Source organism: Pseudomonas sp. 273 (assembly GCF_029201425.1).
GTDB lineage: Bacteria > Pseudomonadota > Gammaproteobacteria > Pseudomonadales > Pseudomonadaceae > Pseudomonas > Pseudomonas delhiensis.
This window is the reverse complement of the sequence record NZ_CP116775.1, coordinates 5,118,238-5,138,784: the sequence shown is the minus strand read 5'-3', so window position 1 is coordinate 5,138,784 and position 20,547 is coordinate 5,118,238. Positions and strand designations below refer to the sequence as shown.

Genomic DNA, 20,547 nt, shown 5'->3' with positions numbered 1-20,547 from the left:
AAAACACCTAGGGCGGGACACTCCATGAACGCTGTCGCTTACCGGCACTCCTCCACTCCGTCGCGGGGCAACCGCTGGCGCCCCCTGGGCGCACTGCTGCTGGCCCTGGGCATGCTGCTCGGCGCCGGCAGCGCCGAGGCCGGCCGCGAGCTGCCCTCGGGCATGCTGGTGGGCGTGGTGGACAGCGCCAGCTTCCCGGTCATCACCCTCAAGCGGCCCAAGCCCAACCTGCTCAAGCAGGTGGTCAGCCTGGGGCTGTACGAAAAGACCGTGAGCTACCCGGTGGCCGTCTCGGTGCGTATCCGCACCGAGAACAACCTGTTCATCGTCAACGGCCTGATGCCGCAGCTGAAGGACAAGTTCGTCGCGCTGAAGACTGGCCAGAGCGGCCAGATCAACCAGATCTGGGTGCTGACCGAAGCCGAGGCCGAGGAATACGTGAAGCGCCCGGACACGCGCTTCCCACCCCGGGCGACCATCCTCAAGGATGACGACACCGCGTCGACCCAATGACCTGAGCCATCGATGAGCGCACACCACCACCACCACGGCCATCACCATGGCCACAGCCATGGCCATCTCACCGGGGCCATGCTCAGCCGCGACGAGCAGCGCGCCGCCGCCCGCCAGCTGAGCCTGGCCATGCTCGCCCTCGGCCTGCTGCTGCTCGGCCTGCTCTGGCGCTGGCTGGCGCCGCAGCAGGAGGGCGTGGCGCAGCTGCTGCTGGGCGTCGCCTCGCTGCTGGTGGCGGTGCCGGTGTTGCGCTCGGCCGCCGCCAGCCTGCGCCACCCCAGCCTGCACGGCATCACCGACCAGTTGATCGCCCTGGCCATGCTCGGCGCCTGGGCCACCGGCGACCTGCTGACCGCCGCGCTGCTGCCGATCATCATGATCTTCGGTCACGTGCTGGAAGAGCGCAGCGTGATCGGCTCCCAGGAAGCCATCGAGGCCCTTGGCCGCCTGACCCGCAGCCAGGCCCGGCGGATCCGCGCCGACGGCGCCGTGGAGGAAGTGGACAACGCCCAACTGCGCGCCGGCGACCAGGTGGAAGTGCGCGCCGGCGACCGCGTGCCGGCCGACGGCCGGGTGCTGGACGGCCAGGCCAGCCTGGACACCGCGCCCATCACCGGCGAGTCGGTGCCGCTGGAGGCCGGCGCGGGAATGGAGGTCTACGGCGGCGCCATCAACCTCGACGGCCTGCTGCGCATCGAGGTGACGCGTACCGGCGAGGAATCCACCCTGGGCAAGGTGATCGCCCTGATGCAGCGCGCCGAACGCGCCAAGCCGCCGATCACCCGCCTGCTGGAGCGCTACGCCGGGCGCTACATGGTGCTGGTACTGCTGATCGCCGCGGTCACCTGGTTCGTCACCAACGACCCCCAGGCCATGCTCGCCGTGCTGGTGGCCGCCTGCCCCTGCGCCCTGGTGCTGTCGGCGCCGGCCACGGCCATCGCCGGCATCGCCGTGGCGGCGCGCCACGGCATCCTGATCCGCAGCTCGGCCTTCCTCGAGGAACTGGCCGACCTGACCTCGCTGGTGGTCGACAAGACCGGCACCCTGACCCACGGCAGCCTGCGCCTGCAGGCCCTGCGCGGCGAGCCGGGGGAAGACTCGGCGGCCCTGCGCCAGCTGGCCGCCAGCCTCGGCGCGGCCAGCAGCCACCCGGTCAGCCGCGCCCTGGCCGCGCTGGTGCCCCACGACGCCTACCACCCGCTGGAAGACATCCGCGAACGCCAGGGCCTGGGCGTGCTCGCCCACACCCCGCAGGGCGAGGCGGCCCTGGGCCGGCCCGAACTCTTCGCCCAGCTGGGCATCGCCACGGCGCCGGTGCCCGAGCACGACGGCCCCATCGCCGGCCTGGCCCTGGGCGGGCGTTTCCGCGCCTGGCTGCTGCTGGCCGACAGCCTGCGTCCGGAAGCGCCCCGGGCCATGGCCGAGCTGCGCGAACTGGGCCTGGGCCGCCAGCTGCTGCTCACCGGCGACCGTCGCAGCGTCGCCGAGGGCGTGGCGCGCGAGGTGGGCATCGCCGAGGTCAGCGCCCAGGCGCTGCCGGAAGACAAGCTGCGCCGCGTCGGCGAGGAAATCGACAAGGGTTTCCGCCCGCTGGTGGTGGGCGACGGCATCAACGACTCGCTGGCGCTCAAGGCCGGCGTGGTCGGCGTGGCCATGGGCGCCGGCGGCGCCGACATCGCCCTGGCCTCGGCCGACGTGGTGCTGATCGGCAGCGACCTGCGCCGCCTGGGCACCTGTGTGCGGCTGAGCCGCCAGTGCCGGCGCACCCTGCAGGTCAACGTGGCGATCGGCCTGGGTTGGACCCTGGCGATAGTCGCGGCCGCCGCCTTCGGCCTGCTCGGCGCCGCCGGGGCGATGATCGCCGCCGTGCTGCACAACCTCAGCACCCTGTTGGTGCTGGGCAACGCCGGGCGCCTGCTGCGCTTCGACGAAAGCCTCGGCCTGGCGCAGCCGGCGGGGCCCGCGGGGCAACCGGTCGGCGCCTGAGCAGCAGCGGGCGTGGCGCCTATCGGGTATGATGGGCGCCGTTTCCGTATCCCTCATCCGGTCCACACCATGACTTCCTCGCAACAGCCGCCGCGCGACGACAGCGCGGACACCCCGGCCCAGGCCCCGCTGTCCCTGGCCGAACTGACCCGCGCCGCCCTTGCCGCGCAGAAGGACGCCGCCGCCGGCTACCAGCCGCGCAAGGCCCATGACAAGGACGTGCGCCGGCCGCCGGCACCCCGCGGCTCGCGCCGCTCCATGGGCAAGCGCTGAGGGAGCAAATGGCCGCCGGGCTTGTCGAAGCAGGCCTGACATCCTCAGAATGACCGGCTTCGCACCTTTGCCGGTCGCAGACAAGGAGAGGCAATGAAAGCGATTCCCCTGTTGCTCGGTGCCAGCCTGCTGGTACTGGGCGGCTGCAAGACCTTCGGCGGCCACTACGAGATCGACGCCGTCGACGCCAACGGGCAGAAGCTCAACAAGAAGTCCTTCCTGGCCCAGGGCACCGGCCTCTACACGGTGCGCAACGCGCTCTGCTCCAGCTACCCCAAGGCCACGGTGATCATCCGTGACCTCGACGCCGACCAGGAACTGGAAGGCGAAAGCCCCTACCACTGCAAATGACCATGAAACGACTGCTGCTGATCGGCGTGGGCGCCGGCGACCCCGAGCAACTGACCATCCAGGCGGTCAAGGCGCTGAACCGCGCCGATGTCTTCTTCCTGCTCGACAAGGGCGCCAGCAAGACCAAGCTGCTCGACCTGCGCCGCGACATTTGCGAACGCTATGTCGAGCGCACCGATTACCGCGTGGTGGAAGCCGCCCTGCCGGAGCGCGAGCGCGGCGTGGCTGACTACGCCGGCAGCGTGGTGGACCTCAATGCGGCCAAGCAGGCGTTGTTCGAGCAACTGATCGACGAGCACGTGGCCGACGGCGAATGCGGCGCTTTCCTGGTCTGGGGCGACCCGGTGCTGTACGACAGCAGCATCCGCATCCTCGACGCCATCCTCGCCAGCGGCCGGCTGCGCTTCGACTACGAAGTCATCCCCGGCATCACCAGCGTGCAGGCCCTGGCCGCGCGCCACCGCATCCCGCTCAACCACATCGGCGGCGCGGTGCAGATCACCACCGGCCGCCGCCTGGCCCGCGAGGGCATGCCCGCCGGCGTGGACGACGTGGTGGTGATGCTCGACGCCCAGGACAGCTACACCGGCCTGCGCGGCCAGGACCTGGAGATCTTCTGGGGCGCCTACGTCGGCACCCCGGACGAGCTGCTGGTCGCTGGGCGCCTGGACGAAGTCGCCGAGCGCATCCGCGAGACCCGCCTGGAGGCCCGCGAGGCCAATGGCTGGATCATGGATACCTATCTGTTGCGGCGGGTGGAGAATCAATAACGTGCGCTCGGTGTTTGCCACGGGTGGCAGTGCCACCAATGTACGCACTATCGCTTCGGATGCCTGCGCAGACTCGGACCAGATATCGCCATGAAGGCCTATGAACCACCGCTTGCCCTTTCCGCTTCACTGCTGCGATTGGTCGGTGAAATCTGCGAGCGGGTCGGCCGACTTTCGGTGGGTGGCGACTCGGCATTGACGCCTCAACTACGGCGCGGCAACCGTATCCGTACCATCCAGGCCTCTCTGGCCATCGAAAACAACACCCTCAGCGTCGAGCAGGTCACTGCCGTGCTGGAGGGGAAGCGGGTGCTGGGATTGCCCCGTGAAATCCAGGAAGTGCGCAATGCCTTTCGCGCCTATGAATACCTGCCTTCCTGGCACCCGACCTCTCAACCCGATCTATTGGCAGCCCACGCCAGCCTGATGGAAGGGCTCATCGACGACGCGGGGCATTTTCGACAGGGCGGTGTTGGCATCTACCGGGGTGACCAACTGCTACACATGGCGCCGCCGGCCAACCGTATCCCGACGCTGGTGGGGCAGTTGCTGGAGTGGCTGGGCCATACGGACTGGCACCCGCTACTGGCGAGTTGTGTTTTTCATTACGAGTTCGAATTCATTCACCCGTTCGCCGATGGCAACGGGCGCATGGGGCGACTCTGGCAGACCTTGATACTCAGTCGCTGGAATCCGCTGTTGGCTTATTTGCCGGTGGAGACGGTCATCCATGCTCAGCAGGAGGCCTACTACGCGGCCTTGGCCGAGGCCGACCATGTTGCACAGGCGACGCCCTTCGTTGACTACATGTTGCGGGCATTACTGGCAGCCATGGACGAAGTCGCGCAGACCGAACAAGTAAGCGATCAAGTTACCGATCAAGTAAACGAGAGCGTGCAACAGCTGTTGCAGGCTTTCAACAAGGGAGAAGCCCTCAAGTCCTCGGAAATCATGCGCAGGTTGGGGTTGTCGCACCGGCCAACCTTCCGGAAGAACTACCTGGGGCCGGCGATGGCGTCCGGATTGCTGGAAATGACCCAACCGGATTCGCCGCGCAGTCCCCTGCAGTGTTATCGCTTGACCGATCCGGGTTGGCGCAGGCGGGTTTCCGACTAGCCGTGGCGATGGGTATCGCTTCGCTCAACCCATCCTGCGAAAGGCGCTCCGTAGGGCGTATAACCGTTCGCGGTTATACGCCGATACACCGGGGCCACAGCCAACACCGAGGTTGGCCTTGGCGCCGCCGGGGACCGAGGCCAAACGGCGGATAACGCCGTAGGCGTTATGCGCCCTACGTGCCATGGGGGCGGTCTTTCACCGCTCGAACTTCTGCGCCTGCCCCTGCTGCAGCGTCCACCCCACCACTTCGGCCGCCAGGCGGTCGGTGGCCTGGCCGAAGGCCGTGACCACTTCCGGCACCTTTTCCCCGGCCGCCGGCTGGCGGACCTCGAAGCGGCGCGTCGCGACGATGCGCTGGGTGGCGCTGCGCACCAGGCGGGCTTCGAGGATGACCACCGCTTCCACGCCCTTGTCGCGGTATTCGCCCTGGAAGGCGCGCAGGTCGCCGCCCAGTTCCAGGTCGGCCTGCAGGCTGACCTCGTCGCTGCTCAGGGCCTGGATGCGGCCGTCGGCGCGGAAGGCGTCGAGCAGGCGGTCGCGCAGCAGCGGCGGGGCGCCGTCGGCCCAGCGGGCGCCCTTGTAGACGCTGAGCAGGTCGCCCCTGGGCTGCACGGCGATGCGGTTGCTGTCCAGCACCTGGCTGGCCCGGGGCGCCAGCACCCGCAGCGACCAGTCCACCGCCGGGGTGGCGCGTGGCGGTTGCTGCTGCGCCGGCAGCAGGTAGACGTCCGGGGTCTCGGCCCTGGGCAGGATCGAGCAGGCCCCGAGCAGGGCGGCGAGGGCGCTGTAGCCGAGCAGGCGCAGGGGGCCTTCATGGTTGGAACTCCTTGGTGCGGTTGCCGCCGAACAGGTAGTTGGTCGGGTTCTCTTCCAGGCGGCGGGTCACCCGCTGCAGGTTCTCCAGGGTGGCGCGCAGCTCGCGCACCGCCGGGCCTATCTCGCCCAGGCCGTTCAGCCCGCCGTTCACCGAGTCGTAGTTGCTGTCCAGCAGGCGGTCGATCTTCTCGCTGCTGCGCTGCAGCGCGGTGAGGGTCTGCTGGGCGCTGAGCAGGGTGTCCTTGCCCTGGCTGCCGAGCAACTGGTTGGCGTTGCCCAGCAGTTGGCTGGCATTGGCCAGGGTCAGCTTCGCCTGTTCGCTGGCCGCGGCCAGTTCCTGCACGGTGCGGCGGATGTCGCCGCGCTGCTCGGCGATCACCGCGGTGGCCTGGTCGATGTGGTCGAGGGTGCGGCTGATGCGGTCGACGTTATCCTGGGAGAACATGCGGTTGACGTTGTTGATCAGGTTGCTGACGTTGGTGGCGATGTCCTCGCCGTTGGCCAGCAGCTTGCTCAGTGGCGAGGGGATGGTCTTGATCACCGGCACCTGGCCGTCCTTGCCCACCAGCGGCGGGCTCTCCGGCGAGCCGTTGCTGAGCTGGATGATGGCGGTGCCGGTGACCCCGGTGATGGCCAGCTTGGCGCGGGTGTCCTGGCGGATCGGCGTCTGGTCGAACACGCGGATGCGCGCCAGCACCTTGCGCGGGTCCTGCGGGTCGAGGCGCAGGCTGACCACGTCGCCGACCTTGATCCCGCTGTACTGCACGGTGCCGCCCTGGGACAGGCCGGTCACCGCCTCGGTGAAGATCACGTCGTAGTAGTTGTACTGCTGGTCGCTGCTGTTCTTGGCCAGCCACAGGCCGAAGAGCAGGCCGCCGATGGCCACCAGCACGGTGAACAGGCCGATGACCACGTGGTGGGCGCGGGTTTCCATTCAGTTCTCCTCCCGCAGGCGGTCCGCCGCCTGCTGCGCGGCACGGCCGCGCGGGCCGTGGAAATAGTCCTGGACCCAGGCGTCGGGGTTGGCGGCCACCTCGTCGAGGCTGCCGACCACCAGCACGCGTTTCTGCGACAGCACCGCGACGCGGTCGCAGATGGTGTAGAGGGTGTCCAGGTCGTGGGTGACCAGGAACACGGTGAGGCCGAAGGCCTCGCGCAGGGTCAGGATCAACTGGTCGAAGGCCGCCGCGCCTATGGGGTCGAGGCCGGCGGTGGGCTCGTCGAGGAACAGGATGTCCGGGTCCAGGGCCAGGGCGCGGGCCAGGGCGGCGCGCTTGACCATGCCGCCGGACAGCTCCGAGGGGTATTTGTCGCCGGCCTCCGGCGGCAGGCCGGCCAGGGAGATCTTCACCTTGGCCAGGTACTCGGCGTCCTCGCGGGCCAGCCCGGCGTGCTCGATCAGCGGCAGGCAGACGTTCTCGCTGACGGTCAGCGAGGAGAACAGCGCGCCGTTCTGGAACAGCACGCCGAAGCGCCGCTCGATCCTCGAGCGCTGCTCCGGCGGCAGCTCCAGCAGGTTCTGCCCGAACACCTGGATCCGCCCTTCCTGGGGCCGGCGCAGGCCGATGATGGCGCGCAGCAGCACCGACTTGCCGGTGCCGGAGCCGCCGACCACGCCGAGGATCTCGCCGCGGCGCACGTCCAGGTCCAGGTGCTCGTGCACCGCGTGGTCGCCGAAGCGGTTGCACAGGTCGCGGACCTGGATGATGGCTTCGTCGCTCACCAGCCCATCTCCATGAAGAACAGCGCGGCGACGGCGTCGATGAGGATCACCGCGAAGATCGACTGGACCACCGCCGAGGTGGTGTGCTCGCCCACCGACTGCGCGCTGCCGCTGACGCGGAAGCCTTCCAGGCAGCCGATCACGGCGATCACGAAGGCGAACACCGGCGCCTTCACCAGGCCGACCAGGAAGTGCTGCACGGCGATGTCGTTCTGCAGCATGACCATGAACATGCGCGGCGAGATGTCCAGCGACAGCGCGCAGACCACGCCGCCGCCGACGATGCCCGAGAGCATGGCGAGGAAGGTCAGCAGCGGCAGCACCAGCAGCAGCGCCAGCACCCGCGGCAGCACCAGCAACTCCATCGGGTCCAGGCCCAGGGCGCGGATGGCGTCGATCTCCTGGTTCGACTTCATCGAGCCGATCTGCGCGGTGAAGGCGCTGGCGGTACGCCCGGCCAGCAGGATGGCGGTGAGCAGCACGCCGAACTCGCGCAGGAACGAGAAGCCCACCAGGTCGACGGTGTAGATGGCCGCGCCGAACTTGTTCAGCACGGTGGCGCCGAGGAAGGCCACCACGGCGCCGACCATGAAGGTCAGCAGGGCCACGATGGGCACGGCGTCCAGGCCAGTCTGTTCCATGTGCGCGGCCAGCGAGGTGGGCCGCCAGCGCCGGGGATTCAGGGCGCAGCGCGCCAGGCTTTCGAGAGTCAGGCCGATGAAGCCGAGCACGCCCACCAGGTCCTTCCAGAAGGCTTCCATGGCGAGGCCGATGCGTTCCAGCAGCTCGACCAGGGCGTTGCGCGGCGGCGGCTTCTTCTCGTGCAGGCGGCACTGGGTGATGGAACTGCCCACCGCGCGCAGCAGGTCGCGGCGTTCCCTGGGCACATCCGCGGCGATCTCGTCCAGGCGCTGCAGGCCGCTGGCGCCGATCAGGTCGGCGAGCAGGCTGGCCCCGGCGGTGTCGAGGGCGCCGAGCCGGCTGAAGTCGAAGCCCCCGGCATGGGCGCGCTGGCCGTCCAGCGCGCCGACCTGGCGTTGCAGGTCGGCGAAATGGGCGAGCGTCCAGTCGCCGCTGACTTGCAGCAGGGGCGGGGAGGCGGAGGTGTCCAGGCGCAGCTGGCCGGCTTGAGCGGTTTCGGTCATCCCACGGAGTCTAGCGGAGTTGTGTGACGGGACCATCCGTCGCCTTCCACTCAGGGAGGTTACAGGATGTTTCTTGACATTGTTAGCAAGCTATTTAATAGTTCGATCAACGATTTTGCCGGTATGTCTGCATGCCAGCCTTCCTTTCGCCATTCGTCGAGTTCTTCCGCGCCGTGCTGCGCCCGCGCCGCACGGACCTGCAGTTCGCCGCCAAGTCGGTGCTGGCCGGCATTCTCGCCCTCTACCTGGCGTTCCGCTTTGAGCTGCAGCAACCGCAGTGGGCGCTGGTCACGGTGTTCGTGGTCAGCCAGCCGCTGAGCGGCATGGTGCTGGCCAAGAGCGTGTTCCGCCTGCTCGGCACCTGCCTCGGGGCCATGGTCTCGGTGGCGCTGATCGCGGTGCTGGGCCAGGCGCCGCTGCCGTTCCTCCTGGCCATGGCGGCCTGGCTGGCGTTCTGCACCGCCGGCGCCTCGCTGCTGCAGAACTTCTCGTCCTACGGCTTCGTCCTCGCCGGCTACACCGCGGCGATAGTCGCGCTGCCTTCCAGCGCCGCGCCCATGACGGTGTTCGACCAGGCCGTGGCGCGCTGCTCGGAGATCGGCCTGGGCATCCTCTGCGCCTCGCTGGTGAGCATCGTGCTGTGGCCGCGGCGCGTGCAGCAGCAGTTGGCGGAGCAGGGCAAGGGCGCCTGGGAGACCGGCCTGCAGGCGGCCGCCGCCGAACTGACCGGTGCCGACGAGCGCGGCCCGCTGATCCGCGCCATGGGCCGCATCGTGGCGGTGGACGCGCAGCGCGAACACGCCTGGTTCGAGGGCGAGAGCGGCCGCCGCCGGGCCCAGGCGCTGCGGGTGCTGAACGCCGACCTGCTGGGCCTGCTGCGCGCGGCGCGCAAGGTGGCGCGGGAGTGGCGGCTGCTGGACCAGGCGCCCGCCACCGCGCTGGAGCCCTGGCGGCGCGAGGTCATGGACCTGCTGGAGCAGGCCGGGTACCGCGCCTTCGAGGACTGCCGCGAGCGCCTGGGCGAGGCCGCGCGGGCCCACGAGAGCGCCCAGCAGCGCCTGTGCCTGGAATGCCTGGTGCGCACCCTGGCGATGGCCGGGCAGGCCCGGCGCAGCATGCAGGCGCTGGTCTACGGCGAGGCGCCGCGCAACGCGCCGGGGGTGATCGTCTGGCACCGTGACATCGAGCGCGGGCTGCTCTACGGCCTGCGCAGTGCCCTGGCATTCCTCTGCGTGTCGGCCTTCTGGCTGGCCACGGCCTGGCCCAGCGGCCTGGGCGCGGTGTCCATCACCGGCGTGGTGCTGAGCCTGTTCGCCAGCCGCGACAACCCGGCTGGCGCCGGCCTCAACTTCCTGCGCGGCATCGTCCTGTCGGTGCCCTTCGCCGGCATCGCGGGCCTGGTGATACTGCCGCTGTGCGACGGCTTCCCGGCGCTGGCCCTGGTGCTGGGCGTGCCGCTGTTCATCGCCGCGCTGTGCATGACGCGGCCCGCCATCGCCGCCATCGCCTCGTCCTTCTGCATCTTCTATGTGAAGAACATCGGGCCGAGCAACGCGATGAGCTACGACCTCGGCCACTTCCTCAACTCGGCGCTGGCCACGGTGGTCGGCGTGGCCTTCGCCGTGCTGGTGTTCAACCTGGTGCGCCTGGCGCCGGGGCAGCGCCACTACCGCCGCGTGCTGGCGGCCATCCTCGTCGACCTGGCGCGGCTCACCCGCGGCCCGCTGCCGGTGGCGGAGGTGTGGTTCGACGGCCGCAGCGCCGACCGCCTGCTGCGCCTGGCGCAGTTCTACAGGAACCTGCCGGCCGAACGCCGTGCGCGCTGGCGCGGCGGCCTGCTGGCGCTGGACCTGGGCGACGAGCTGCTGTTCCTCCGCGCGCGCCTGGCCGCGGCCCGCGGCCCCGTACGGCGGGCCCGCGACGCCTACCTGCTGCGCCTGCACGACCTGCTGCTCGCCGGTGGCCCGCGCGCCGGCCGCGAGCAGGCCCTGGATGCGGCCAGCGTGGCGCTGTTCCAGGCCCTGGAGGGCGACCACCGGCTGCCGGCCGAGGACCGCGAACTGGCCCGCGCCACCCTGGTCCAGCTGCAGTTCATCTGGCTGCGCTGGTGCCGCCAGGACCCGGCCGCGACGCCGGCGCCGGCGGCGCGACCCATCGCCGCCGCCGATTGACCGGCCACCCCACCAGCCTCTAAGCTGCGCGCCTGCTACAGGTGCCTTCAGTCATGGCTGAAGGTGAAACAGGGAAGCCGGTGGAACCGAGCCTTTTCGGTCATTCCGGCGCTGCCCCCGCAACGGTAGGCGAGTCACGCGGTCGCAACAGCCACTGTGCCAACGGCATGGGAAGGCGCGGCCGGGGAAGTCCCAGGACCTCCACTCGCGAGCCCGGAGACCGGCCCGTAGCGACGACGACGCGCCGGAAGCCGTCGGGCGCTGCCCAGGCCGCGCTCCGATCGCCCCGCGTCATCCCGGTTTTTAGCCGCGCGGGTGAGAGCGGTGGAGCGATCAGGCAGATGAGCAATTCCCCTCCAGCCCCGGCCCCGCGCCGCCCGGCTGCGTTCCTTCGTCACTCCCGCATGCCCCATCAGCCACGGTGCCCCGGCGCCGCGAGCACGGCCGTCCGCGGCCAGGAGACAGAACGATGAGCGAGACCCCGGAAAAGGACGAGCGCCACCGCGCGCGCATGCAGCGCAAGAAGGAAGTGGTCGACGAGAAGATCGCCCAGGCCCGGGACGAACGCGGCGTGCTGCTGGTGCTCACCGGCAACGGCAAGGGCAAGAGCAGCTCGGCCTTCGGCATGCTCGCCCGCGCCCTCGGCCACGGCATGCGGGCCGGCGTGGTGCAGTTCATCAAGGGCGCCGCCAGCACCGGCGAGGAAGCCTTCTTCCGGCGCTTCCCCGAGGAAGTGCGCTACCACGTGATGGGCGAGGGCTTCACCTGGGAGACCCAGGACCGCCAGCGCGACATCGACAAGGCGCAGCAGGCCTGGGGCATCGCCCGCGAACTGCTGGCCGACCCGGCCATCGGCCTGGTGGTGCTGGACGAGCTGAACATCGCCCTCAAGCACGGCTACCTGGAACTGGACGCGGTGCTCGCCGACATCGCCGCGCGCCCGGCGCACCAGCACGTGGTGGTCACCGGCCGCGCCGCGCAGCCGGGGATGATCGAGGCCGCCGACACCGTCACCGAGATGGGCCTGGTCAAGCATGCCTTCAAGGCCGGCATCAAGGCGCAGAAAGGGGTGGAGTTCTGATGCCGCAAGCGCGCCAGTGCCCGGCGCTGCTGATCGCAGCTCCCGCCTCGGGGCAGGGCAAGACCACCGTCACCGCCGCCCTGGCCCGCCTGCACGCGCGCCAGGGGCGCAGGGTGCGGGTGTTCAAGGTCGGCCCGGACTTCCTCGACCCGATGATCCTCGCCCGTGCCAGCGGCGCGCCCGTGCACCAGCTCGACCTGTGGATGGTCGGCGAGGCGCAGAGCCGGCGCCTGCTGTGGGAGGCGGCCGGGGAGGCCGACCTGATCCTCATCGAGGGGGTGATGGGCCTGTTCGACGGCACGCCCTCGGCCGCCGACCTGGCGCGCACCTTCAACGTCCCGGTGCTGGGCGTGATCAACGGCCAGGCCATGGCGCAGACCTTCGGCGCCCTGGCCGTGGGCCTGGCCACCTACCAGCCGGGCCTGCCGTTCTCCGGGGTGCTCGGCAACCGCGTCGGCAGCCAGCGCCACAGCGACCTGCTGCGCGACAGCCTGCCGGAGTGGATCCGCTGGTACGGCGCGCTGCCGCGCAGCGCCGAGCTGGAGCTGCCCAGCCGCCACCTGGGCCTGGTGCAGGCCGAGGAGCTGGCCGACCTGGATGCGCGCCTGGACGCCGCCGCCGATGCCCTGGCCGCCAGCAGCGCGGTGGACCTGCCGCCGCCGGTGAGCTTCGCGGCGCCGGCCGCGCGCGAGGTGCCGCCGTCCCTGGCCGGCGTGCGCATCGGCGTGGCGCGCGATTCCGCCTTTGCCTTCCTCTACCAGGCCAACCTCGACCTGCTGCGCGAACTGGGCGCCGAGCTGTGCTTCTTCTCCCCGCTCAGCGACGAATGCCTGCCGGAGGTGGATAGCCTCTACCTGCCCGGCGGCTACCCCGAGTTGCACCTGGCACAACTGGAGAACAACCGCGCCATGGCCGCTGCCATCCGCGCCCATCACGCCGCCGGCAAGCCGCTGCTGGCCGAGTGCGGCGGCATGCTCTACCTGCTCGACGGCCTGACCGACGCCAATGGCCTATGCGGCCAACTGCTCGGCCTGCTGCCCGGCCGCGCCACCCTGCAGAAGCGCCTGGCCGCCCTGGCCCTGCAGGAGGTCGAGCTGCCCGAGGGCCCGTTGCGCGGCCACACCTTCCACCACTCGCTGCTGGACACCGGCCTGGAGCCGGCCCTGCGCGGCAGCTGCCCGAACGCCAAGCCGGTGGCCGAGGCGGTGTTCCGCCTGGGCCGCCTGACCGCGTCCTACATCCACTTCTACCTGCCGTCGAACCCGATGGCCGCCACCGCGATCTTCCGCCCATGACCGAGCACGCCTACAGCCCCGAGGAGCGCGCGGCCATCTACCGCGCCATCGCCGAACGCCGCGACATGCGCCACTTCAGCGGCGGCGAGGTGGCCCCGGAGCTGCTGGCGCGCCTGCTGGAAGCAGCGCACCAGGCCCCCAGCGTCGGGCTGATGCAGCCCTGGCGCTTCATCCGCATCACCCGCCCCGAGCTGCGCGAGGCCATCCACGGCCTGGTGGAGGAAGAGCGGGTGAAGACCGCCGAGGCCCTGGGCGAGCGCTCCGACGAATTCATGCGGCTGAAGGTCGAAGGCATCCGTGACTGCGCCGAGTTGCTGGTGGCGGCCCTGGCGGATGGCCGCGAGGCCCACGTCTTCGGCCGCCGCACCCTGCCGCAGATGGACCTGGCCTCGCTGGCCTGCGCCATCCAGAACCTCTGGCTGGCGGCCCGCGCCGAGGGGCTGGGGCTGGGGTGGGTGTCGTTGTTCGAACCCGCCGCCCTGGGCGAACTGCTCGGCCTGCCGGCGGGCAGCGAGGCGGTGGCGGTGCTCTGCCTGGGGCCGGTGGAGGCGTTCTACCCAGCGCCCATGCTGGCCCTGGAGGGCTGGCGCGAGCCGCGCCCGCTGAGCGAACTGCTTTACCAGAACCACTGGGGGGAACGCCCATGAGCCTGGCCCTGCTGAGCGTCGCCGGCGTGGCCCTGGACGGCCTGCTGGGCGAGCCGAAACGCTGGCACCCGCTGGTGGCCTTCGGGCGCCTGGCCGATCGCCTGGAGCGCCGCTTCAACCGAGCCCGAGTGCCATTGTCGACGGTTGGCACGGATAGCCCCTCTCCCGTCAGGGAGAGGGTTGGGGAGAGGGTGCTACGCCCAACTCCGTACTTCCCGACAGCAACACCCCCGGCCTAGGCTGGCGCAGCCACGGCGTCACCGCCTGGGCCCTGGCGGTACTGCCACTGACCTTCATCACCTGGTTGCTGACCCTGCTCCCGCATCTCGGCTGGCTGGTCTCCGCCATCGCCCTCTACGCCGCCATCGGCCTGCGCAGCCTGGGCGAGCACGCCGAGCCGGTGGCGCTGGCGCTGCGCCAGGGCGACCTGCCCGAGGCACGCAAGCGCGTGGGCTACATGGTCAGCCGCGAGACCGCCGAACTGGACGGCAGCGCGGTGGCCAAGGCCGCCACCGAATCGGTGCTGGAGAACGGCAGCGACGCGGTGTTCGCCGCGCTGTTCTGGTTCGCCGTGGCCGGCGCGCCGGGCGTGGTGCTGTACCGCCTGAGCAACACCCTGGACGCCATGTGGGGCTACCGCAACCCGCGCTTCGAACGCTTCGGCTGGGCCGCGGCGAAGATCGACGACGCTCTCAACTACCTCCCCGCGCGCCTGGTCGCCCTGACCTACGCGCTGCTCGGCAATACCCGCCTGGCCCTGCGCAGCTGGCGCATACAGGCGCCGCGGTGGGACAGCCCCAACGCCGGCCCGGTGATGGCCGCCGGCGCCGGTGCGCTCGGCGTGGCCCTGGGCGGCAATGCCGTCTACCACGGTGAACTGCACCAGCGCCCGCAACTGGGCGAAGGCCCGGCGCCGGGCGCCCGCGACATCTGGCGGGCGCTGGCCCTGGTGCGCCAGGGCGTGCTGCTGTGGCTGCTGGCGATCCTCGGCCTGGGGGCGCTGCTGCATGCTTGAGCACGGCGGACGCCTGCGCGCGGCGGCGCAGCGCTACGGCATCGATCTGGCCGACTGGCTCGACCTGTCCACCGGCATCGCCCCCTGGCCCTGGCCCGTGGCGGACATCCCCGCCAGGGCCTGGCAGCGCCTGCCGGAAGAGGGCGACGGCCTGGAGCAGGCCGCGCGCGACTACTACGGCTGCGATTCGCTGCTGCCGCTGCCCGGCAGCCAGGCGGCGATCCAGGCCCTGCCGCGCCTGCGCGAGCCTGGCCGGGTCGGCGTGTTGGCGCCTTGCTACGCGGAGCATGCGGCGGCCTGGCGGCGCCATGGCCATGAACTGCTGGAACTGGCGGACGACGAAGTCGACGCGCTGATCGACCAGCTCGACGTGCTGCTGCTGGTCAACCCGAACAACCCCACCGGCCGGCGCTTCGACGCCGAACGCCTGCTCGCCTGGCACGCGCGCCTGCATGCTCGTGGCGGCTGGCTGGTGGTGGACGAAGCCTTCATCGACTGCACCCCTGGGCGGAGCCTGCTGCCGTTGGCCGGCGGCTGGCCGGGTCTGGTGGTGCTGCGTTCGCTGGGCAAGTTCTTCGGCCTGGCCGGCGCGCGCCTGGGCTTCGCCTTCGCCGAACCGGCGCTGCTGGCGCGCCTGGCCGAGCTGCTCGGGCCCTGGGCGGTGAGCGGGCCGACCCGCTGGGTGGCGCAGCGCGCGCTGGCCGACCACTCGCTGCAAGTCGAACGCCGCGCTGCGCTGGAACAGGCCGGTGCGCGCCTGGCCGCGCTTCTGAAAACCCACCAGTTGCTGACCCAGGGCACCGCGCTGTTCCAGTGGCTTGCCTACCCTCGGGCGGCTGAACTGCACGAACACCTGGCCCGCCGCGGCATCCTCGTGCGTCTTTTCGACAGCCCGCCGAGCCTGCGCTTCGGCCTGCCCGCCGACGAAGCCGGCTGGGCGCGCCTGGCCAGCGCCCTCGGGCAATGGAGCACCCCATGACCCCCCTGATGGCGCAAGGCACTACGTTGATGGTGCAAGGCACCACCTCCGACGCCGGCAAGAGCACCCTGGTGACCGCGCTGTGCCGCTGGCTGCGCCGCCAGGGCGTGGCGGTGGCGCCGTTCAAGCCGCAGAACATGGCGCTGAACAGCGCGGTGACCGCCGACGGCGGCGAGATCGGCCGCGCCCAGGCGGTGCAGGCCCAGGCCTGCCACCTGGCGCCGCACACCGACATGAACCCGGTGCTGCTCAAGCCCAACAGCGACGTGGGCGCCCAGGTGATCATCCACGGCCGCGCGGTGACCAGCATGAACGCCGCCGCCTACCACGACTACAAGCGGATCGCGAAGCAGGCCGTGCTGGAATCCCACCAGCGTCTGCTCGACGCCTACCAGGTGGTGATGGTGGAGGGCGCCGGCTCCCCGGCGGAGATCAACCTGCGCGCCAACGACATCGCCAACATGGGCTTCGCCGAGGCGGTGGACTGCCCGGTGATCCTCATCGCCGACATCGACCGTGGCGGCGTGTTCGCCCACCTGGTCGGCACCCTGGAACTGCTTTCGGCAAGCGAGCGGGCGCGGGTGAAGGGCTTTGTCATCAACCGCTTCCGTGGCGACATCGCGCTGCTGCAGCCGGGCCTGGACTGGCTGGAGGAGCGCACCGGCATCCCGGTGCTCGGCGTGCTGCCTTACCTGATGGACTTCCACCTGGAGGCCGAGGACGCCATCGACGTCCGCCAGGCCGCCAAGACGGGGGAAAGCCTGAAGGTGGTGGTGCCGGTGCTGCCGCGCATCAGCAACCACACCGACTTCGACCCGCTGCGCCTGCACCCGCAGGTGCAACTGACCTTCGTCGGCCCCGGCCAGGCCATGCCGGCGGCGGACCTGGTCATCCTGCCCGGCTCCAAGAGCGTGCGCGCGGACCTGGCCTTCCTCCGCGCCCAGGGCTGGGACGCCGCCATCGAGCGCCACCTGCGCTATGGCGGCAAGCTGCTGGGCATCTGCGGCGGCCTGCAGATGCTCGGCCGCACGCTGTCCGACCCCCACGGCCTGGAGGGCGCCGCCGGCGACAGCGCCGGCCTCGGCTGGCTGGCGCTGGACACGGTGCTGGAGCCAGAGAAGCAACTGCGCAACGTGCGCGGCCGGCTGGCGCTGGAAGACGCCGAGGTCGGCGGCTACGAGATTCACGCCGGCGTGACTACCGGGCCCGCATTGGAGAACCCGGCGGTACGGCTCGACAACGGCCGCTGCGATGGCGCGCTGAGCGCCGACGGCCAGGTCATGGGCACCTACCTGCACGGCCTGTTCGAGGCCCCCGACGCCTGTGCCGCATTGCTGCGCTGGGCTGGCCTGGGCGAAGTGCAGCCGTTGGACTATCACGGGCTGCGCGAGCGCGACATCGAGCGCCTGGCCGACCAGGTGGAGGCGTATCTGGATACCGCCAAACTGAAAGCCCTGTGCGGTCTTTGAGATGGGTATCGCTTCGCTCCACCCATCCTACGAAGCTGCTGCTCTTCGTAGGAGCGAGCTTGCTCGCGAACCAGCACCGCCGCGCCCCCTACAGGCCAAGACTTCCCCGGAGAACCCCAATGCTTGAACTCATCCTCGGCGGCGCCCGTTCCGGCAAGAGCCGCCTGGCCGAGCGCCTGGCCCAGGGCAGCGGCCTGCCGGTCACCTATTTCGCCACCGCGCAGAGTGGCGATGGCGAGATGGCCGCGCGCATCCGCCACCACCGTGAACGCCGTCCGGCCGAATGGGGCCTGGTGGAAGAGCCGCTGCACCTGGCGCGGGTCCTCGCCGAGCACGCCGCGCCGGACCGCTGCCTGCTGGTGGACTGCCTGACCCTCTGGCTGACCAACCTGCTGCTCGCCGACGACGGCGCGCACCTGCAACCGCAAATCGATGAGCTGCTGGCCACGCTGCCCGGGCTGCCCGGGCGGATCATCCTGGTCAGCAACGAGACCGGGCTGGGCGTGGTGCCCCTGGGCGAGCTGACGCGGCGTTACGTCGACGAGGCCGGCTGGCTGCACCAGGCCCTGGCCGAGGTCAGCGAACGGGTGCTGTTCACCGTCGCCGGCCTGCCCATGACCCTCAAGGGAGACCCCGTATGAGCCTGCAATGGTGGCGCGAGCCGTGCCAACCCGTGGACCGCGTGGCGCGCGACAAGGCCGCCGCGCGCCAGGACCAGTTGACCAAGCCGCGCGGCGCCCTGGGCCGCCTGGAGGAGGTGGCCATCACCCTCGCCGGCCTGCAGGGGCGTGAGCGGCCCAGCCTGGATCACACCTGGATCGCCCTGTTCGCCGGCGACCACGGCGTGGTGGAGGAGGGCGTCTCGGCCTACCCGCAGGCGGTGACCGGCGAGATGCTGCGCAATTTCGTGCGCGGTGGCGCGGCCATCAGCGTATTGGCCCGCCAACTGGACGCACGCCTGGAAGTGATCGACCTGGGCACCGCCGTGCCGCTGGAGCCTTTGCCCGGCGTACTGCACCTGATGGTCGGCGCCGGCACCCTGAACTTCGCCCGCGAGCCGGCGATGACCGCCGCGCAGTGTCTGATCGCCCTAGAGGCCGGGCGCGAATCCGTGCGCCGCGCGCAGCAGGCCGGCAGCGAGCTGTTCATCGGCGGCGAGATGGGCATCGGCAACACCACCTGCGCCGCCGCCCTGGCCTGCGGCCTGCTCGGCGAACGCGCCGTGTCCCTGGTCGGCCCGGGCACCGGGCTGGATGCCAGGGGCGTGGCGCACAAGGCCGCGGTTATCGAGCGCGCCTTGGCCCTGCATGGCGCGCACTGCGCCGAGCCCTTCGAGGCCCTGTGCCGCCTCGGCGGCTTCGAGGTGGCGGCCCTGGCCGGCGCCTACCTGGCCTGCGCGCAGAAGGGCATCGTCGCCCTGGTGGACGGCTTCATCTGCAGCGTCGCGGCGCTCTGCGCGGTGCGTTTCAACCCCCAGTGCCGCGACTGGCTGCTGTTCGCCCACAGCGGCGCCGAGCCCGGCCACCAGCGCGTGCTCCGGGCCCTGGAGGCGCAGCCGTTGCTGGACCTCGGCCTGCGCCTGGGCGAGGGCAGCGGCGCCGCCCTGGCCGTGCCGCTGCTGCGCCAGGCCTGCCGGCTGCACGCCGAGATGGCCACCTTCGCCGAGGCGGCGGTGTCGGACCGCCCGGCATGAGCCTGCGCCTGGACCTGCTGCGCCACGGCGAAACCGAGCTGGGCGGCGGCTTCCGCGGCCGCCTGGACGACGCCCTGACCGCCGCCGGCTGGGCGCAGATGCAGGCCGGCCTGGGCCTGGCCTCGCCCTGGGACGCCCTGGTCAGCTCGCCGTTGCGCCGCTGCGCGGCCTTCGCCGAGCGCCTGGCCGCCGCCAGCGGCTTGCCGCTGCACCTGGAGGCGGACCTGCGCGAACTGGATTTCGGCGAGTGGGAAGGGCTTTGCGCAGCTAAGCTGATGGAGACTGATAGCGATGCGCTAGCCCGTTTCTGGAACGACCCCTACGCCTTCACCCCGCCGGGCGGCGAGCCGCTCGCGGCCTTCGAGGCGCGGGTGTTCGCGGCCCTGGAGCGGCTGTACGCGACGCATGCCGGAAAGCACCTGCTGCTGGTGACCCATGGCGGCGTGATGCGCCTGCTCGGCGCACGCGCCCAGGGCCTGCCGCGCGAGCAGTTGCTGCAGGTGAGCGTCGCCCACGGCGAACGGCTGGCGCTGCGCATCGAGCCGCAGGCCGGCGGCTGGAGCATCCAACCGGTCGAGTCCGCCGCGAGCGCGCCCCGATGAGCAACCTGTTCCTGCCGTTGATCGCCCTGCAGTTCCTCAGCCGCATCCCGATCCGCCTGGGCGAGGTGCCCACGCCCGAGCAGTTCGGCCGCGCCACCCTGTTCTACCCGCTGGTAGGGGCATTGATGGGCGGCGGGCTCTATGCCCTGGGCTACTTCTTCGGCGAGACCTACCTGCTGCTGCACGCCGCGCTGTTGCTGGCGGTGTGGGTGGCCTTCAGCGGCGCCCTGCACCTGGACGGCCTGGCCGACACCGCCGACGCCTGGGTGGGCGGGCTGGGCGACCGCGAGCGCACCCTGGCGATCATGAAGGACCCGCGCAGCGGCCCGGTGGCGGTGGTGGTGCTGGTGGTGATGCTGCTGGTGAAGTTCTGCGCCATAGCGGCCCTGCTCGACAGCCATCACTTCTGGGCCCTGCTGCTGGCGCCGTGGCTGGCGCGGGTGGCGCTGCCGCTGCTGTTCCTCACCACCCCCTACGCCCGCCCCGGCGGCCTCGGCCAGGCCCTGGCCGACCACCTGCCGCGCCGCGCGCTGCCCTGGATGCTGGCGCTCAACGCCGCGCTGATGCCGCTGACCGGCCTCAGCGGCCTGGTCGCGCTGGTGGTGGCCCTGGCGGTGTTCCTCTGGTGGCGCAACCGGCTGATGGCGAGGCTGGATGGCACCACCGGGGATACGGCGGGGGCTTTGGTGGAGTTGGTGGAGTGCGCGGTGTTAGTGGGGTTGGCGATTTAGTCAGCCGGGGGCGTGTGGTGTGTGGTTCGAACGCGTAGCCCTCTCCCTAACCCTCTCCCTGAAGGGAGAGGGGACCGTTGGGCAGGGTTTGATGTTCTGGAGTCAGCCGGCAACACTGAGGGTTTCCGGCTGAAGCCATTCCTTCTCTCGGCACGGACAAGCTCCCTC

At 70.9% G+C, this 20,547-nt stretch carries 20 protein-coding genes, 1 pseudogene and 1 riboswitch; of the genes and pseudogenes, 17 read left to right on the top strand and 4 right to left on the bottom strand.

Annotated features, from left to right (window positions below; translation table 11 throughout):
- The first annotated feature begins 24 nt into the window (after positions 1–24).
- The 6 genes from PKO50_RS23375 (at position 25) to PKO50_RS23350 (ending at position 5,009) form a co-directional block, all read left to right on the top strand.
- Positions 25–513 (top strand): hypothetical protein, encoded by a 489-nt coding sequence (locus PKO50_RS23375; protein WP_256595967.1) that lies wholly within the window; start codon positions 25–27, stop codon positions 511–513.
- A 78-nt stretch (positions 514–591) separates the two neighbouring features.
- On the top strand, positions 592–2,499 hold the full coding sequence (locus PKO50_RS23370) for a cation-translocating P-type ATPase (protein WP_275630523.1): 1,908 nt from the start codon (positions 592–594) through the stop codon (positions 2,497–2,499).
- Between the two features lie 69 nt (positions 2,500–2,568).
- Positions 2,569–2,772: a hypothetical protein gene (locus tag PKO50_RS23365; protein WP_009618454.1), complete on the top strand. Its 204-nt coding sequence runs from the start codon at positions 2,569–2,571 to the stop codon at positions 2,770–2,772.
- 93 nt (positions 2,773–2,865) lie between these two features.
- Entirely contained in the window at positions 2,866–3,123 is a 258-nt protein-coding gene (locus tag PKO50_RS23360; RefSeq protein ID WP_275627361.1) for a hypothetical protein, read from the top strand.
- 2 nt (positions 3,124–3,125) lie between these two features.
- On the top strand, positions 3,126–3,893 hold the full coding sequence (gene cobF, locus PKO50_RS23355; RefSeq protein WP_275627360.1) for a precorrin-6A synthase (deacetylating): 768 nt from the start codon (positions 3,126–3,128) through the stop codon (positions 3,891–3,893).
- Between the two features lie 90 nt (positions 3,894–3,983).
- Positions 3,984–5,009 (top strand): Fic family protein, encoded by a 1,026-nt coding sequence (locus PKO50_RS23350; protein ID WP_275627359.1) that lies wholly within the window; start codon positions 3,984–3,986, stop codon positions 5,007–5,009.
- A gap of 198 nt (positions 5,010–5,207) precedes the next feature.
- Here the strand turns inward: PKO50_RS23350 and PKO50_RS23345 are convergent, their stop codons facing one another.
- Genes PKO50_RS23345 through PKO50_RS23330 form a run of 4 tightly spaced genes read right to left on the bottom strand, consistent with a single transcriptional unit; the run spans position 5,208 to position 8,696 of the window.
- Positions 5,208–5,816, bottom strand: coding sequence for an ABC-type transport auxiliary lipoprotein family protein (locus tag PKO50_RS23345; protein WP_275630522.1), 609 nt, complete (start codon positions 5,814–5,816; stop codon positions 5,208–5,210).
- A 7-nt stretch (positions 5,817–5,823) separates the two neighbouring features.
- Positions 5,824–6,762 carry an MlaD family protein gene (locus tag PKO50_RS23340; protein WP_109936323.1) on the bottom strand — a complete coding sequence of 313 codons (939 nt, stop codon included), beginning with the start codon at positions 6,760–6,762 and terminating at the stop codon, positions 5,824–5,826.
- Entirely contained in the window at positions 6,763–7,551 is a 789-nt protein-coding gene (locus PKO50_RS23335) for an ATP-binding cassette domain-containing protein (RefSeq protein WP_089391857.1), read from the bottom strand.
- Positions 7,548–8,696 (bottom strand): MlaE family lipid ABC transporter permease subunit, encoded by a 1,149-nt coding sequence (locus PKO50_RS23330; RefSeq protein WP_089391856.1) that lies wholly within the window; start codon positions 8,694–8,696, stop codon positions 7,548–7,550. The genes PKO50_RS23335 and PKO50_RS23330 overlap by 4 nt, the downstream gene beginning before the upstream one ends.
- Positions 8,697–8,827: 131 nt before the next feature.
- On the opposite strand from PKO50_RS23330, the gene PKO50_RS23325 reads away from it, so the two are divergent.
- From PKO50_RS23325 to PKO50_RS23275, 11 genes and pseudogenes are all read left to right on the top strand, one after another.
- Positions 8,828–10,867, top strand: a complete 2,040-nt coding sequence (locus tag PKO50_RS23325; protein WP_275627358.1) for an FUSC family protein — start codon at positions 8,828–8,830, stop codon at positions 10,865–10,867.
- A gap of 22 nt (positions 10,868–10,889) precedes the next feature.
- Positions 10,890–11,111: riboswitch (cobalamin riboswitch) on the top strand.
- Between the two features lie 225 nt (positions 11,112–11,336).
- Entirely contained in the window at positions 11,337–11,948 is a 612-nt protein-coding gene (gene cobO, locus PKO50_RS23320) for a cob(I)yrinic acid a,c-diamide adenosyltransferase (protein WP_275627357.1), read from the top strand.
- Positions 11,948–13,243 (top strand): cobyrinate a,c-diamide synthase, encoded by a 1,296-nt coding sequence (locus PKO50_RS23315; protein ID WP_275627356.1) that lies wholly within the window; start codon positions 11,948–11,950, stop codon positions 13,241–13,243. Before cobO ends, PKO50_RS23315 begins: the two co-directional genes overlap by 1 nt.
- Positions 13,240–13,890 carry a 5,6-dimethylbenzimidazole synthase gene (gene bluB / locus PKO50_RS23310; RefSeq protein WP_275627355.1) on the top strand — a complete coding sequence of 217 codons (651 nt, stop codon included), beginning with the start codon at positions 13,240–13,242 and terminating at the stop codon, positions 13,888–13,890. Before PKO50_RS23315 ends, bluB begins: the two co-directional genes overlap by 4 nt.
- Positions 13,887–14,905: pseudogene (cbiB, locus tag PKO50_RS23305) on the top strand (adenosylcobinamide-phosphate synthase CbiB). Before bluB ends, cbiB begins: the two are co-directional and overlap by 4 nt.
- Positions 14,898–15,884 (top strand): threonine-phosphate decarboxylase CobD, encoded by a 987-nt coding sequence (gene cobD, locus PKO50_RS23300; RefSeq protein WP_275627354.1) that lies wholly within the window; start codon positions 14,898–14,900, stop codon positions 15,882–15,884. Before cbiB ends, cobD begins: the two are co-directional and overlap by 8 nt.
- Positions 15,885–15,889: 5 nt before the next feature.
- Positions 15,890–17,353, top strand: coding sequence for a cobyric acid synthase (locus tag PKO50_RS23295; protein WP_275630521.1), 1,464 nt, complete (start codon positions 15,890–15,892; stop codon positions 17,351–17,353).
- A gap of 119 nt (positions 17,354–17,472) precedes the next feature.
- Positions 17,473–17,994 carry a bifunctional adenosylcobinamide kinase/adenosylcobinamide-phosphate guanylyltransferase gene (gene cobU, locus PKO50_RS23290; protein WP_109936154.1) on the top strand — a complete coding sequence of 174 codons (522 nt, stop codon included), beginning with the start codon at positions 17,473–17,475 and terminating at the stop codon, positions 17,992–17,994.
- Positions 17,991–19,046 carry a nicotinate-nucleotide--dimethylbenzimidazole phosphoribosyltransferase gene (cobT, locus tag PKO50_RS23285; RefSeq protein ID WP_275627353.1) on the top strand — a complete coding sequence of 352 codons (1,056 nt, stop codon included), beginning with the start codon at positions 17,991–17,993 and terminating at the stop codon, positions 19,044–19,046. Before cobU ends, cobT begins: the two co-directional genes overlap by 4 nt.
- Positions 19,043–19,648, top strand: a complete 606-nt coding sequence (cobC, locus tag PKO50_RS23280) for an alpha-ribazole phosphatase family protein (protein WP_275627352.1) — start codon at positions 19,043–19,045, stop codon at positions 19,646–19,648. Before cobT ends, cobC begins: the two co-directional genes overlap by 4 nt.
- On the top strand, positions 19,645–20,379 hold the full coding sequence (locus PKO50_RS23275) for an adenosylcobinamide-GDP ribazoletransferase (RefSeq protein ID WP_275627351.1): 735 nt from the start codon (positions 19,645–19,647) through the stop codon (positions 20,377–20,379). The genes cobC and PKO50_RS23275 overlap by 4 nt, the downstream gene beginning before the upstream one ends.
- Positions 20,380–20,547: the final 168 nt, after the last annotated feature.